Source organism: Rhizobium sp. A22-96 (assembly GCF_053521805.1).
Genome location: NZ_JBNWDQ010000003.1, coordinates 128,825 through 141,793 on the forward strand (window position 1 = coordinate 128,825; position 12,969 = coordinate 141,793).

The 12,969-nt window shown below is 60.6% G+C and carries 16 protein-coding genes; 9 read left to right on the forward strand and 7 right to left on the reverse strand.

The window, feature by feature from the left end; all coding sequences use genetic code 11:
* Nucleotides 1-162 precede the first annotated feature (162 nt).
* The 6 genes from ACQZ6F_RS13340 (at nucleotide 163) to ACQZ6F_RS13365 (ending at nucleotide 5,061) form a co-directional block, all read left to right on the forward strand.
* Nucleotides 163-1,128: a homoserine kinase gene (locus tag ACQZ6F_RS13340; RefSeq protein ID WP_449095817.1), complete on the forward strand. Its 966-nt coding sequence runs from the start codon at nucleotides 163-165 to the stop codon at nucleotides 1,126-1,128.
* Nucleotides 1,125-1,565, forward strand: coding sequence for a ribonuclease HI (rnhA, locus tag ACQZ6F_RS13345; protein ID WP_068384929.1), 441 nt, complete (start codon nucleotides 1,125-1,127; stop codon nucleotides 1,563-1,565). Before ACQZ6F_RS13340 ends, rnhA begins: the two co-directional genes overlap by 4 nt.
* 141 nt (nucleotides 1,566-1,706) lie before the next feature.
* Nucleotides 1,707-2,144 (forward strand): GNAT family N-acetyltransferase, encoded by a 438-nt coding sequence (locus tag ACQZ6F_RS13350; protein ID WP_449095816.1) that lies wholly within the window; start codon nucleotides 1,707-1,709, stop codon nucleotides 2,142-2,144.
* The gene (locus tag ACQZ6F_RS13355; protein WP_449095815.1) at nucleotides 2,141-2,767 is read left to right on the forward strand and encodes an FMN-dependent NADH-azoreductase; all 627 of its coding nucleotides are present in this window, start codon (nucleotides 2,141-2,143) and stop codon (nucleotides 2,765-2,767) included. Before ACQZ6F_RS13350 ends, ACQZ6F_RS13355 begins: the two co-directional genes overlap by 4 nt.
* A 38-nt stretch (nucleotides 2,768-2,805) precedes the next feature.
* A complete protein-coding gene (pdxR, locus tag ACQZ6F_RS13360) occupies nucleotides 2,806-4,251 on the forward strand; it encodes a MocR-like pyridoxine biosynthesis transcription factor PdxR (RefSeq protein ID WP_449095814.1) in 1,446 nt (481 codons plus the stop codon).
* A gap of 108 nt (nucleotides 4,252-4,359) precedes the next feature.
* Nucleotides 4,360-5,061 (forward strand): NAD-dependent epimerase/dehydratase family protein, encoded by a 702-nt coding sequence (locus ACQZ6F_RS13365; protein WP_449095813.1) that lies wholly within the window; start codon nucleotides 4,360-4,362, stop codon nucleotides 5,059-5,061.
* 47 nt (nucleotides 5,062-5,108) lie between these two features.
* Here the strand turns inward: ACQZ6F_RS13365 and ACQZ6F_RS13370 are convergent, their stop codons facing one another.
* A complete protein-coding gene (locus tag ACQZ6F_RS13370; protein WP_449095812.1) occupies nucleotides 5,109-6,104 on the reverse strand; it encodes an aldo/keto reductase in 996 nt (331 codons plus the stop codon).
* A gap of 142 nt (nucleotides 6,105-6,246) precedes the next feature.
* On the opposite strand from ACQZ6F_RS13370, the gene ACQZ6F_RS13375 reads away from it, so the two are divergent.
* On the forward strand, nucleotides 6,247-6,828 hold the full coding sequence (locus ACQZ6F_RS13375) for a TetR/AcrR family transcriptional regulator (RefSeq protein WP_449095811.1): 582 nt from the start codon (nucleotides 6,247-6,249) through the stop codon (nucleotides 6,826-6,828).
* 94 nt (nucleotides 6,829-6,922) lie between these two features.
* On the opposite strand, the gene ACQZ6F_RS13380 is transcribed toward ACQZ6F_RS13375, so the two are convergent.
* The 5 genes from ACQZ6F_RS13380 to ACQZ6F_RS13400 form a co-directional block, all read right to left on the reverse strand.
* On the reverse strand, nucleotides 6,923-8,134 hold the full coding sequence (locus tag ACQZ6F_RS13380; RefSeq protein ID WP_449095810.1) for an MFS transporter: 1,212 nt from the start codon (nucleotides 8,132-8,134) through the stop codon (nucleotides 6,923-6,925).
* Nucleotides 8,131-8,460, reverse strand: a complete 330-nt coding sequence (locus ACQZ6F_RS13385) for a hypothetical protein (RefSeq protein WP_449095809.1) — start codon at nucleotides 8,458-8,460, stop codon at nucleotides 8,131-8,133. The genes ACQZ6F_RS13380 and ACQZ6F_RS13385 overlap by 4 nt, the downstream gene beginning before the upstream one ends.
* 1 nt (nucleotide 8,461) lies before the next feature.
* Entirely contained in the window at nucleotides 8,462-9,028 is a 567-nt protein-coding gene (locus ACQZ6F_RS13390) for an isochorismatase family protein (protein WP_449095808.1), read from the reverse strand.
* A gap of 58 nt (nucleotides 9,029-9,086) precedes the next feature.
* Nucleotides 9,087-9,539, reverse strand: coding sequence for a MarR family winged helix-turn-helix transcriptional regulator (locus ACQZ6F_RS13395; protein ID WP_077471268.1), 453 nt, complete (start codon nucleotides 9,537-9,539; stop codon nucleotides 9,087-9,089).
* Nucleotides 9,540-9,624: 85 nt separating this feature from the next.
* Nucleotides 9,625-10,545, reverse strand: a complete 921-nt coding sequence (locus tag ACQZ6F_RS13400) for an AraC family transcriptional regulator (protein ID WP_449095807.1) — start codon at nucleotides 10,543-10,545, stop codon at nucleotides 9,625-9,627.
* Between the two features lie 93 nt (nucleotides 10,546-10,638).
* On the opposite strand from ACQZ6F_RS13400, the gene ACQZ6F_RS13405 reads away from it, so the two are divergent.
* Together ACQZ6F_RS13405 and ACQZ6F_RS13410 are read left to right on the forward strand one after the other, a co-directional pair.
* The gene (locus ACQZ6F_RS13405; protein WP_449095806.1) at nucleotides 10,639-11,484 is read left to right on the forward strand and encodes an SDR family oxidoreductase; all 846 of its coding nucleotides are present in this window, start codon (nucleotides 10,639-10,641) and stop codon (nucleotides 11,482-11,484) included.
* A 194-nt stretch (nucleotides 11,485-11,678) separates the two neighbouring features.
* On the forward strand, nucleotides 11,679-11,987 hold the full coding sequence (locus tag ACQZ6F_RS13410; RefSeq protein ID WP_068384970.1) for a Dabb family protein: 309 nt from the start codon (nucleotides 11,679-11,681) through the stop codon (nucleotides 11,985-11,987).
* 78 nt (nucleotides 11,988-12,065) lie between these two features.
* On the opposite strand, the gene ACQZ6F_RS13415 is transcribed toward ACQZ6F_RS13410, so the two are convergent.
* Nucleotides 12,066-12,968, reverse strand: a complete 903-nt coding sequence (locus tag ACQZ6F_RS13415) for a metal ABC transporter solute-binding protein, Zn/Mn family (protein ID WP_449095805.1) — start codon at nucleotides 12,966-12,968, stop codon at nucleotides 12,066-12,068.
* Nucleotide 12,969: the final 1 nt, after the last annotated feature.

Here is a 12,969-nt window from a genome sequence, read left to right on the forward strand (position 1 = left end):
CTTGCGCTGACGCTTAATCGGCAAGGCACCTCGGGGTGAGGCGGAGAGAGTTTCGTCGCCGGGCGCCCAAAGGTCAGCCCTCATGGTGAGGAGGCCCTAAGGGCCGTCTCGAACCACGAGGGCGGGTGGTTACGGCGCCAGCGTGTATCAAGGGAATGTTTCGTGGCTGTTTATACCGATATTACCGAAGACGATTTGAAGTGGTTTCTGACGGAATACGACGTTGGCGAACTTCTCTCCTACAAGGGCATTGCCGAGGGCGTCGAGAATTCGAACTTCCTGCTGCACACCACGCGCGATCCGCTGATCCTGACGCTCTATGAAAAGCGCGTCGACAAGGGCGACCTGCCGTTTTTCCTGGGGCTAATGCAGCACCTGTCGAGCCGGGGTCTGTCCTGCCCGCTGCCGCTGCCGCGCAAGGATGGCGAATTGCTCGGCCATCTCTCCGGTCGGCCGGCCGCGCTGATTTCCTTTCTCGAAGGCATGTGGCTGCGCAAGCCCGATGCCAATCATTGCCGCGAAGTCGGCAAGGCGCTGGCTGCCATGCATGTCGCCGGCGAAGGTTTCGAAATCCGCCGCCCGAACGCCTTGTCGCTCAATGGCTGGCAGGCGCTCTGGGAAAAGTCCGAGGCGCGCGCCGATGAAGTCGAGGCTGGCCTGCAGGACGAGATCCGCGGTGAGCTCGATTTCCTTGGGCAGCATTGGCCGAAGGGTCTGCCCGAGGGCGTCATCCACGCCGATCTCTTCCCGGACAATGTCTTCTTTCTCGGCGACACGCTATCCGGTCTGATCGATTTCTATTTCGCCTGCAACGATCAGCTCGCCTACGATGTTTCCATCTGCCTCAATGCCTGGTGCTTCGAGAAGGATCACGCCTACAACATCACCAAGGGCATGGCGCTGCTGGAGGGCTATCAGAGCGTGCGGCCGTTGAATGCAGCCGAGATCGCGGCGCTGCCGACGCTGGCGCGCGGGTCGGCGCTGCGCTTCTTCCTGACCCGCCTTTATGACTGGCTGACGACGCCGGCCGGCGCCATGGTCACCAAGAAGGACCCGATCGAATATCTGCGCAAACTGCGCTTCCACCGCCAGATCGCCTCATCAGCCGAATACGGGCTGAAGGCATGAAGCACGTCGATATCTTTACCGATGGCGCCTGCTCCGGCAATCCCGGCCCAGGCGGCTGGGGCGCGGTGCTTCGCTATGGCGATGTGGAAAAGGAACTGTCCGGCGGCGAGGCTGACACCACCAACAATCGCATGGAGCTGCTGGCGGCGATCTCCTCGCTCTCCGCCCTGAAAAGCCCCTGCGAAGTCGATCTCTATACTGACAGCGTCTACGTCAAGGACGGCATTACCAAGTGGATCTTCGGCTGGAAGAAGAACGGCTGGAAGACCGCGGACAAGAAACCGGTGAAGAATGCCGAGCTGTGGCAGGCGCTGGACGAAGCCTATAATCGCCACAAGGTGACGCTCCACTGGGTCAAGGGCCATGCGGGCCACCCGGAAAATGAGCGGGCGGACGAGCTGGCGCGCAAGGGCATGGAGCCTTTCAAGAAGAAGTAGGTCTCGGTTCTGAACGAGAGGAGGCATTGGCCGCGCTTGTAGAGGCTGCCAATGGCCCAGTCCATTTGTCGATTTTTGGTCCTGTTGAGCGGGTCATGGGCGGCGTAGATTCTGCCGGTCCCCATTCAGCGAGAGCCAAACATGAATTTCAGGCATATCGAAAACGCAGAGGATATTGCGGAGAGCTTCGCGGTCATGCGCGAACTGCGCCCGCATATCGAAGACCCCGACATTTATCGCCAACGCGTCCAGCGCCAGCAGCAGGATGGCTATCGGCTGCTGGGCGTCTGGCAGGATGGCGCGCTGTCGGGGCTGACAGGTTACCGTCATCTCGAAAACCTGATCTATGGGCGGTTCACCTATGTCGACGATCTCGTCGTGCGCCAATCCTGCCAGAGGTCCAGATTCGGTGCAGAGCTGATCGATCATGTCCGCGAGCTGGCCAAGGCCGACGGAAGAGCCATGCTGGTGCTCGACACCGGACTTGGCAATTCGCTGGCCCAGCGCTTCTATTTCCGCAATGGGCTCCTGGCGCGCGGTCTGCATTTCAGCCAGATATTGAAGGAAGCAAGCGCATGAAGACCATCTTGCTTCTGAACGCCAGCCCGCTTGGATCTGCTTCGCGCAGCTATGAGCTGGGGAGAAGGGCAGCTGACAATCTGCTTGATGCCGGGCCGGATATCAGGCTGGTCGAACGCGATCTCTCGGTGATGTGCCCGTCGCCGATCACCGAGCACTATGCCGATGCCATCGTCCAACGTGCGGAGCATCATCTGCCTGCCTTCGCGGAATCGGAAACACTGATTCAAGAAATCGAGGCCTGTGATTATTTGATCGTCGCGACGCCCGTGCACAATTTTTCGGTGCCGGCATCGCTGAAGCTCTGGATCGATTATGTGCTGCGCGCCGGCCGGACATTCACCTATCGGGATGGCTACAAGGTCGGCCTTCTTGAGGATCGCCCGACACTTGTCGTGGTTGGTTCCGGTGGCGCTCATGATGGCCCGCGTGCCCGGCAACCCGATTACCTCTCGCCCTATTTTGCCCATGTGCTGGCGACGATCGGCATCACAAACGTGCAGTTCATTCGCCTGCAGGGATTGGCGATGCCAGATCTAGCAACCGAGGCTCTCGCGCTCGGCAACCGGCAGCTTGCCGCCAATCCTGTCTTCGGGCTAACCTCTGCCGTCACGGGATCGTAGGCGTGGGCGCGAGCCCGCATAGGCAGGACATAGCCTTCATGGCACAGCAGGGCGTTTCGGGTCGGGCGGAAGACATGGCGCTTTCGCGGGAGGGCGACCATCCGATCTATCTGCAGATTTGTGCCCGGTTCAAAACCGCGATTGCCGAGGGGCGCCTGGCGCCGGGAGACCGGCTGCCGTCAGTGCGGACGCTCGCCAGCGAGCTTGGCCTCTCGCGCGGAACCGTCAATCTGGCTTATCAGATCCTCGCGGAAGAAGGTTATCTCGAATTTCGCGGCGCAGGGGGCACCTTCGTCGATTTGCGGCTGAAGAAGACAAGCGCGGACAGGCCATCGAGCTCCGCGCCGAGGACTGCACCGGCGGAACAGTCACCCAATGTCAGGCCGTTTCAGCTTGGTCTCCCCGCCCTAGATGCCTTTCCGCGCAAGACCTGGAACCGGCTCGTCAGCCGCCGCTCGCGAGAGCTCGGCGCAGAGCAGCTTGGCTATCCAGAGTCTGCTGGCCTCCCGGCGTTGCGAGAGCGTATTGCCGCCTATCTCGCCTTTTCACGGGGCATCGTCTGCCGGCCGGAGCAGGTATTCGTGACCTCGGGCCATCGCGCCAGCCTGGAGCTGATCATGCGGTCGCTCTATCGGCCCGGTGACGGCATATGGTTTGAGGATCCGGGCTACCCCGTCGCCCGGGAATTTCTACTGTCGATAAATGCCAAACTTCATCCGGTGCCGGTCGATCAGGATGGCCTTGTCGTCGAAGAGGGCAGGGAGCGTGCGCCAGATGCCCGCTTTGCCATCGTTACGCCCGCCAACCAAAGCCCACTCTGCGTGATGATGTCCAAGGACAGACGCGGCGAATTGCTCAAATGGGCCGAGGAGGGGCAGCGCTGGATCATCGAGGACGATTACGACAGCGAATATCGCTACAATCGCCGCCCACCATTGTCGCTCAAGGCCATGGATCGCGGCGAGCGCGTCCTCTTCACCGGCTCGTTCAGCAAGGTTCTCTATCCGGCGTTGCGGCTTGCCTATCTGGTCGTACCGCCGTCGGAGGTGGAGGTATTCGAGCGTGCCTGCCGGGTCGGGGGCGGTGGCAGCCCGATATTTCATCAGACCGTCATCGCCGATTTCATCGAACAGGGCTATTTCGTCCGTCATCTCAAGAAGATGCGTTCCTTGTACGCCGAGCGTCGCCAGCTGCTGGTCGACACGATGCATGATGTCTTCGGAGACAGCGCCAGGGCGATTTCTCCCGCCGCCGGGCTGCACCTCGTTATGCATTTCAACGGGTATCGGGCGTCTTCAGCCAATATCGCCGCATTGGCGCAAGCGGACGGCTTCGGCCTGCAGCCTCTGTCGCTCTGGCATATGGGGCCGCAATCGGTCGATGGTATGCTGCTGAGCTTTACCAATCTTGCCAGCAGGCATATGGCCGAATCTTTTGTGGTGCGTTTGAAAGCCATCTGCGCGGCGGCTGATCGCGACAACTGAGACCTGCTTTGGCCTAGTTGAATCATCGATTCTTGCATCTGTTTTCCAGGCCAAGCTCGTGGGAAAAAATATGCATCAGCCACGATGCAAACATCTCAGGAGTTTCCAATGAGCGAGACCATTTTCCTTGCTGGCGCAACCGGTGCGATCGGGCGCAAGCTCGCGCCCCTGCTGGTCGAGGCAGGCTTCACCGTCTACGGTTCCACCCGCAAGCCGGAACGTGGGGAAAGCCTGCGCCAGGCAGGCGCCACGCCTGTCGTCGTCGATGTCTTCGATGGCGAGGCCCTGAAGGCGGCGTTGCGGCAGATAAAGCCTGGCATCGTCATTCACCAGCTGACCGATCTGCCCTTTGGGCTTGATCCCGCGCAGATGGAAGAGGGGCGTGCCCGCAATGCCCATATCCGCGAAGTGGGAACAAAGAACCTCGTCGATGCCGCTGTCGCGGCCGGGGCGCAGCGGATGCTTTCGCAAAGCATCGCCTGGTCTTATCAGGTGGGTAGAGGGGAGATCACCGAGGAGACCCCGCTGCAGGAAAGTGCAACAGCGATCCGCACCCTCGAACGGCTCACGCTCACGACTGCTGGCATTGCCGGCACGGTCTTGCGATATGGCCTACTCTATGGGCCGGGCACCGGCTGCGATGCACCGAACGGACCCATATGTCTGCATGTGGATGATGCTGCCCGCGCCGCCCTGCTGGCGGTGCAAAGCTCGGTGATCGGCGTCTTCAATGTGGTCGATGATGGTGGCCCGGTTTCGAACGCCAAGGCAAAATCCATACTCGGCTGGCAGCCGCGCAAGCACGACTAGGCGATGGCAGGTCCTCCGGGATTGACCGGAGGGCCTTTTCGGCATGCTTATCGCGTTGCATCGCCCCGGCGGTACTCGAGGGTGAGATCATCGAGACTTGCCTTCAGTTCGGGCGCAAGGGTGTAATCGGAGGCCGCGAGCGTGTCGGTTAGTTGCCCGGTCCGGCTGGCACCCAGAATCACCGAGGTGATCGCCGGATTTGCCATAACCCAGGCGACGGCGAGTTTTGCCAGCGGTTCTCCGGCTTCCTGGGCTATCGCCCGCAACTTTTCGATTGTTTCGAATTCGCGCTGGTGCCAATAGCGCGCCATATACATGGCACCGAACTGACCGACTTCTGCTGAAAACCGCCCCGTTTCAGGCTTCTCATCCTGTTGGTATCGTCCGCTCAGAAGCCCGCCGGCGAGCGGATTGAACGGGATGACGGCCAGGTTTTCCTCCTGGGCGAGAGGCAGCAATTCGCGCTCTATCTCGCGAAACAGCAGATTGTAGCGCGGCTGCGCGGAGACGAAGCGCGCCAGCCTCAACGTGTCCTGGCGACCGATGGCGCGCGCCAGTCGATAGGCCAGGAAATTCGAGACGCCGATGTAGCGCGCCTTGCCCGAGCGGACGATCGCATCAAGCGCTTCCACGGTTTCGTCGAGCGGCGTCTCCGCATCGTCCATATGCACCTGATAGAGGTCCACATAATCCGTATTCAGGCGGCGAAGGGATGCGTCGATCGCATCGAGCAGGTGCTTGCGCGACGAGCCGCGATCCCATGGGGATGTTCCCATCGGGCCGCCGCCCTTGGTCCCGACGATGAACCGGTCGCGCTTGCCTTTCAGCCATCGGCCCGTGATCTCCTCTGAGCTGCCGACTTCGGACATGGTGCCGCCTCCGGGATAGATGTCGGCGGTGTCGATGAAATTCACGCCGGCATCGGCAGCCTTGTCAAACACCTGAAGCGATTCGGCTTCGTCGGTCTGCTTGCCGAAGGTTCCGGTCCCGAGGCAGAGGCCGGATACCATGAGGCCGGTACGGCTGAACTTTTTGAATTGCATGAGAATTTCCTTCAGGAGAGCCGCTTTTCGGTGGCGGCATCTAAATATAACGATCGCTATATTTGACGATTTGCCTGACCTGTCAAGAAGGATTATATAGTGCTCGCTATAGAAGGCGGTAACGAAGACAGGCAGCGAGCAGATGGCGCGACCAAGGGTGCTGGATACTGAAAAGGCGATCGACGTGGCGACGACGCTCTTCTGGCGAAATGGCTATGAGAGGACCTCGGTCGCCGATTTGACCAAGGCCATGGGCATAACCCCGCCGAGCTTCTACTTCGCGTTCCACAGCAAGGACGGCCTGTTTCTCCGGGTGCTCGAACATTATCTCGAGACGCGGTTGAGCTATGCCGAGGAAGCGCTGAACGAGCCGACCGCGCGCGGGGTTGCCGAGCTGATGCTGTATCGCATGGCCGATCTCTACACGGATGCCGCCCATCCGCCCGGCTGCCTCGCGGTCAATTGTGCACTGGCTTGCGCCGATGACCCAGGCCCGATCCGTGGCGAACTTTCAAAGCTTCGCGAGGCGCGGCGAATGCGGCTGTGCAATCGGCTTCAGGAGGCGAAAGCAGGAGGAGACCTGCCGCCCGATGCTGTCCCCGAAGAACTCGCGCGTTTCTTAATGACTGTCGGCTGGGGAATGGCCCTCGACGCCCAATCCGGCGCGAAAAGAGAACAGCTCTATGGCACGGTTGAAAGAGCGCTCAAGGCATGGCCGAGTTGATCGTGATGCAGGCCGGACCGTGCGGCAGGCTCGCGAGCGTATGGGAGCGCGTTCCTCGTCAACGCCTGGCCATATCCTGTTGCGCCCGCTTGCCTCATCCCTTTCGATACATCGCATAAAGGCCGACCACAGTGGCCGCGAAGCCCGAGGCCGCGCCGACACCGAGCGCCCAGGAGGGTCCGCAGTGATCAGCCACCCAGCCGACAATCGGCGCCCCAATGGGCGTGCCCCCGAGCGCAATCGCGACCCGCAGCGCCATGATCCGCCCACGCATGGCGGGCTCGGTCGAAAGCTGCATGAGGCTGTTTGTCAGATTGGTGAAGATCAGGCCGGCAGCGCCGATCACGACGAGCGCGGCGGCGAACGGCCAATAGCCCGGGACAAGGGCTGCCAGCAGGCAGCCACCGCCGAAGACGCTTGCGGCTAAGGGAAGGCCCCCAAAGCGGGCCTCATCGCGGCTTCCGCTCAACAGGGCACCTGCCATTGTGCCGATGGCCATGATCGAGGATAGAAGCCCGTAGCCGCCGGCATCGACGTGAAAGACGTCGACTGCCATGGTCGAAATGAAGATCGGAAAATTCAGGCCGAAAGTTCCGATCAGGAACAGCATGATCAATATGGCGAGAAGGTCGGGTCGCTTACGGACGTAGCGCAACCCTTCGATAAAACTTCCCTTCGCGCGTTTGGCCCTCGCGCTCGTGCGAAGTTCGCCGAGGCGCAGAAAGCCAAGCGAGAGCAGCACCGCCGCGAAGGACATTCCGTCGATCAGAAAGGCCCAACCAGTCCCCAGTCCCGCAATCACCATTCCGGACGCGGCAGGCCCGACCATCCGCGCAGCGTTGAAGGATGTCGAGTTCAGCGCAACCGCATTCGGCAGGTCCTCGTCGCCGACGAGTTCGGCGACAAAGGTCTGGCGCACAGGGGCATCAAACGCAGCCGCACAGCCGAACAGAAAAGTCAGGATATAGACATGCCAGAGCTGCACAATGCCAAGCAGCGTCAGGCACGCGAGAGCCAGCGACAGCAGCCCCATCGTCGCCTGTGTCACCATCAGGAGCTTGCGCTGGTTGAACTGATCGGCGGCAGACCCCGTCCAGGGCAAGAGCAAAAGCTGTGGGGCGAATTGCAGTCCCATCACGATGCCGACGGTGGAGGCATCGTGATGGGTCAGCTCGGTGAATACCAGCCAGTCCTGTGCCGTTCGCTGCACCCAGGTGCCGATGTTGGACACCAGCGCTCCCGCCGCCCAGATGCGGTAGTTGCGATGCCGCAGGGAGCGGAACGGATTGGCAAGCGTGCCGGTCACGAGCGTTCGGGGTCGTTGCCGCCGTGAAAGCGGCCGAAATGCCGCGCGCCAAACAGCGCGATCAACAACGCGCCCAGACCGAGTGACAAAATATCGGATGCGTCGTTCAACGAGAAATCACCGACCTCGCAGACCAGAAGATAGGCGATGACGAGATTGGCGAAGCCCCAAAGCACGTTGACGGTGGAGGAGGACAGGCCCTCTCCACGCGGCGTCGCGAAAGGCGTCTGGAACGGACGGCCCATGACGCCGCTGACCAGATGCGGCACGGTGTTCATGAGAAAAAGGCCGCCGAAGAAATAGGATAGAAGATGGTGCCATTGCATATCAGGCGGTCCTCGATGCGAGCAGGTTGATGATATCTCGGGCTGGGGCGGTCTCGCCAAGGCGCGGGAAGATGTTTTTGATGCTGTAGTCATGTGCCTCCGCCCGGCCATCCGTCATCGCGTCGATGGCGAGGGTCACGTTGAAACCCTGCTCATAGGCCTGGCGGGCCGTCGCCTCGACGCCGGTCCCGGTGGCAACACCGATGATGACGACCTGCGTGACATCGAGCGCTCTCAAGCGCTTCTCCAGGTCGGTGGTCGCGAATGCACCCCATGATCGCTTCGTCACGACCATATCCTCGGGCTGCTGGCCAAGCTCGGGAATGAAGTCGGTGAAGTCGGCGGGGAAAGCGCCGACATGGCGCGGAGGCTGCTCGGTGCGGCCGGGCGCTCCGCCCGCGACATTGACCAGCACGACAGGAAGATGCCGCGCGCGAAAGGTTTCGATCAGCGCGACCGCATTCGCGACAACCGGTCCGATGGGATGGGCGAAAGGCGATCCAATGATGCCCTTCTGAAGATCGACGACGATAAGCGCCGTCTTTGGATCAAGGGTGGTGAGGGCCATGAAGATTGCCTTCGTTGTTTGTTGGGAGTGATAGGCTCAGAGAGTGGACGATAGAACGTCAGTCGTCGGCGAGCCGTTGCAGCAGTTTGATTGCGGAGAGCAGTCGGTCCTGTTCCTCACTCGAGAGTCGCGCCTCGATCGTGCGGGAAAGCCAGTCTTGCCGCGCCGCGCGGCCCTCTTCGATGCGCTTGCGGCAGGCATCGGTGATTGAGAGGATCGTTTGGCGACCGTCATTCGGATCCGCAAACCCCTTTACAAGGTCTGCCCCTTCCAAGGCCGCGATGACGGCTCCCATGGACTGCGGCCGCATGCCCTCGGCTCTCGCCAGGCTGGACGTCGTCATCGGTCCGTCTTTCTCAAGACGCACAAGCACCGATATCTGCGTCGTCGTCAGGTCTCCCACGTCAGCCTGATCGCGCAGGCGGCGCTTGAGTTTGCTGACGACGCCGCGGAGGTCCTGCGCGATGGCGGCGGCGGTGGAGTGGAGTGGTTGGTCAGATTGAGTGTTCATATGGAGGGCTTAGCATATAGGAAGATAAACTGCAAAGGTAAACTTCATATATATGTTCAGCCCGCCGACTCCGGCCCGTTCTGGCTTAAGTCTGGGCGATTGCCGCGTATTCGCTCGGCGGGCAGCCGACCCTGTGACTGAAAGCGGTACTGAACGCACTTGTCGACTTGTAGCCGATCTGGAACGCAATCTCCTCCAACGTGCCGCTTCCGCGGCGCAATGCGTCCTTCGCGAGCGCCATCCGCCAATTCAGCAGATACTCCACTGGCGCCGCACCCACGGCCTCGGAAAACCGCCGCGCAAATGCGGCCCGCGACATGCCGGCCTGTCGCGCCAGCTCTTCGACGGTCCATCCCCTGGCGACATCGGCATGGATGTTGGCGAGCGCCTTGGCGAGCCTCGTATCGGCCAGTCCGCCCAGTACGCCGCGATGTGGCAGGGAGGACGCGACTTCACGGCGCAAGGTTTCGATGAGCATAACCTCGATCAGGCGGGAGAGAACTGCGTTGCGACCCGGGCGCGTTTCATCGGCCTCTTCACGGACGATGGAGACGAGCGTGTGCAGTCTGGCTGCCGCCTCATCTTCGGCACGCAGATGGATGCAACGGGGTAACAATTCGACAAGCAGGTGCGCATTTGCCGGATCGCAGACGATCAATCCACCGACGATCCGAGTTGCCGGTTCGTCCAGCGGATTGCCGAGCCGCACTTCGCCGTCGACGGAGTGAATGGCCTTGAAGGCCTCATCCGACAGTACCGTTTTTGCCGTTGGCTCGCTGAGAAACACGTCCGCCATCGGCCTGGAAGACAGGACATAATCTCCCACCCGCAGTTCCAAGAGGTCACCTCCGGCCACTTGAAACCAGCAATTGCCCTCCATCGCAAAATAGAAGACCGGGCCCGGTTGAGGTGGCACCTGCACGCCCCAGAGGCCAGACGCAGCCATTCTGCCGAGCAGCACGGTCTGTGGGCGAAGCAACTGAATGATGTCGGTTAAAGCGTCCATTGAGACGATCCGTAATGAAATCGAGATTAATCATTATAGATTATCATCTTTTGCTCGCTTAGCAATTCTCCAACACGAAATGGAGAACAACACATGACCAAGACCGTCCTTATCACCGGCTGCTCGTCAGGAGTGGGCAAATCCGCCGCGAGGTTCTTTGCGGCTCAGGGCTGGAACGTTGTCGCGACGATGCGAAATCCGCAGCCGGAGCTTGCGGATGAGAATCCCGAGCGAATCCTCGTTGTGGCACTCGACGTATCCGATCCGGCTAGCGTCAGCGCGGCCATTGAGGCCGGCATTGCGCGTTTCGGCAAGATCGACGTGGTCATCAACAATGCTGGCATCACGATGGTCTCGATCTTCGAGGCGACACCGCAAGAGGCCGCGCGCCAGATTTTCGAAACCAACGTCTTCGGGGTGATGAATGTCATTCGAGAGGCTATACCTCATCTCCGCAAGCAGGCTGGTGGCACCATCGTCAATGTCACCTCGGGCGTCGGCTTCATGGCAGTGCCACTGCTCTCCCTTTATGTCGCCTCCAAGCATGCCGTTGAAGGTCTGTCGGAATCGCTCTCCTATGAGCTGGAATCGCAAAATATCCGGATCAAGATGGTCGAGCCCGGCGCAATCCGCAGCACCAATTTTGCCGCGAGCGGAATGGCCCTGTCGCAGCAGATACCCGTTCCGGAGAACTACAAGGCCTATTTCGATCACGCGCTTCAGTCGATGATCGATTATCCCTTCGATTCAACGGAGGAGCAGGCGGTGGTGGAAACGATTTTCCAGGCGGCAACGGATGCCTCCAGTCGTCTCCGCTATGTCGTCGGGCCTGATGTGGAAGAATATGCCCGTCTCCGCTGGAGCACTTCCGAGGATGAATATCGTGCCGAAATGAGCCGCCTGACAGGGCAAAACGCCTGGCGCGAAAGAAGCGTCTGAACGTATCGCGATGATTTGCGCGGGAGCCGGCAGACCGGTTTCCCCGCATCTTCTAGCTGCTCCTCGCAAGGCTCAAGGCGAGACTGCGGCTGTCCTTTCCAACGGCTGATAGAAATACCGGGATTGCTGTGTAGCATCTTGCCCCATCCCCCTTTCCCTCTATGCTGCCCCCAACATCAAGGGAGGCTTTATCCATGATCCTGCACTGCGTTTTCCTGCGGCTGAAATCCGCCATGACACAGGATGAGAAGAAGGCGCTTTTTGAAGCCGTGGCCGCTTTGCAGCAGGTCATTCCGGGCATTGTCGATGTGAAATATGGGCCGAATGTCTCGCCGGAAGGGCTGCATGGCGGCTTTGTTGATGGGTTTGCGGTGACGTTTGAAAGCCCGGAAGCGCGGGATGCCTATCTGGTGCATCCGCAGCATGTGGCGGTCGGCGAGCGGATCGTCTCTTCGACCGATGGCGGCCTTGCCGGGCTGCTGGTCTTCGATCTCAATCTTTAACTCAGTCTTTAAGCAGAACGGGGCGCAGGTGAAATCCACCTGCGCCCCATTTTGTTCGTTGTTTGCTCAATCGGTAGTTCAGCTGGCCTTCGCCATCGCAGCGGCAAGCTGGTCAACGTTATAACGGAACATTTTCTCGTAAGTCGAAGCCGGTCCATTGGTCTTGGAAAGAGATTCGACATAGAGCTCGCCGCCGGGCTGGGCACCGGTCGCCTTGGCGACCTGCTTGACGAGGCGCGGATCGTTCGAGTTTTCGAAGAAATAGGTCTTCACATGCTCGGTCTTGATCTGCTCGATCAGCTGGGCGACCTTGGCGGCAGAGGCTTCGGTTTCCGTCGAGAAGCCGAGCGGGGCAAGGAAGTTCACCTTATACTCGCGGCCGAAATAGCCGAAAGCGTCGTGGCTGGTCAGCACCTTGCGGCGATCGTCAGGGATCTTGTCGAACTTGCTGTGCGCGTAAGCGTCAAGCTCGGTCAGCACCTTGGTGTAGCGTTCGGCATTGGCCTTGAAATCGGCCGCGTCGGCCGGATCGGCAGCAGACAGCGCCTTCTCGATATTGGCGACCCAGATCTTCACGTTGACCGGGCTGTTCCATACATGCGGATCGGTAACCGTCTTGCCGTCATCGACCATCGTGCGGGTATTGATGCCTTCGGAGACGACGACCGGCGTGCCCTTGTAGCCCGACGCCGTGATCAGCCGGTCCATCCAGCCTTCCAGGCCTTCGCCGCTGACGAAGGTGACCTTGGCGGCATTGAGCCGCTTGGCATCGGCCGGCGACGGTTCGAATTCATGGGGGTCGCCGTTCGGGCCGACAAGGCTCGATACCTTCACATGGTCGCCGCCGACCTGCTTGACGACATCGGCAAGCACGGTGAAGGAAGCGACGACATCAAGCGTCTCGGCCGAAGCCGGGCGGGCGACGCCGAAGGCGACGAAGGCCACCGCAGCGGCTGAGATAAGCAGTCTCTGTTTGTTCATG

Coding starts and splice junctions, on each gene's coding strand:
- ACQZ6F_RS13415 (WP_449095805.1), bottom strand. CDS start 12,968: ATGAACAAACAGAGACTGCTTATCTCAGCCGCTGCGGTGGCCTTCGTC.
- ACQZ6F_RS13405 (WP_449095806.1), top strand. CDS start 10,639: ATGACCAAGACCGTCCTTATCACCGGCTGCTCGTCAGGAGTGGGCAAA.
- ACQZ6F_RS13375 (WP_449095811.1), top strand. CDS start 6,247: ATGGCGCGACCAAGGGTGCTGGATACTGAAAAGGCGATCGACGTGGCG.
- ACQZ6F_RS13370 (WP_449095812.1), bottom strand. CDS start 6,104: ATGCAATTCAAAAAGTTCAGCCGTACCGGCCTCATGGTATCCGGCCTC.
- ACQZ6F_RS13410 (WP_068384970.1), top strand. CDS start 11,679: ATGATCCTGCACTGCGTTTTCCTGCGGCTGAAATCCGCCATGACACAG.
- pdxR (WP_449095814.1), top strand. CDS start 2,806: ATGGCACAGCAGGGCGTTTCGGGTCGGGCGGAAGACATGGCGCTTTCG.
- ACQZ6F_RS13390 (WP_449095808.1), bottom strand. CDS start 9,028: ATGGCCCTCACCACCCTTGATCCAAAGACGGCGCTTATCGTCGTCGAT.
- ACQZ6F_RS13385 (WP_449095809.1), bottom strand. CDS start 8,460: ATGCAATGGCACCATCTTCTATCCTATTTCTTCGGCGGCCTTTTTCTC.
- ACQZ6F_RS13355 (WP_449095815.1), top strand. CDS start 2,141: ATGAAGACCATCTTGCTTCTGAACGCCAGCCCGCTTGGATCTGCTTCG.
- ACQZ6F_RS13350 (WP_449095816.1), top strand. CDS start 1,707: ATGAATTTCAGGCATATCGAAAACGCAGAGGATATTGCGGAGAGCTTC.
- ACQZ6F_RS13400 (WP_449095807.1), bottom strand. CDS start 10,545: ATGGACGCTTTAACCGACATCATTCAGTTGCTTCGCCCACAGACCGTG.
- ACQZ6F_RS13395 (WP_077471268.1), bottom strand. CDS start 9,539: ATGAACACTCAATCTGACCAACCACTCCACTCCACCGCCGCCGCCATC.
- rnhA (WP_068384929.1), top strand. CDS start 1,125: ATGAAGCACGTCGATATCTTTACCGATGGCGCCTGCTCCGGCAATCCC.
- ACQZ6F_RS13365 (WP_449095813.1), top strand. CDS start 4,360: ATGAGCGAGACCATTTTCCTTGCTGGCGCAACCGGTGCGATCGGGCGC.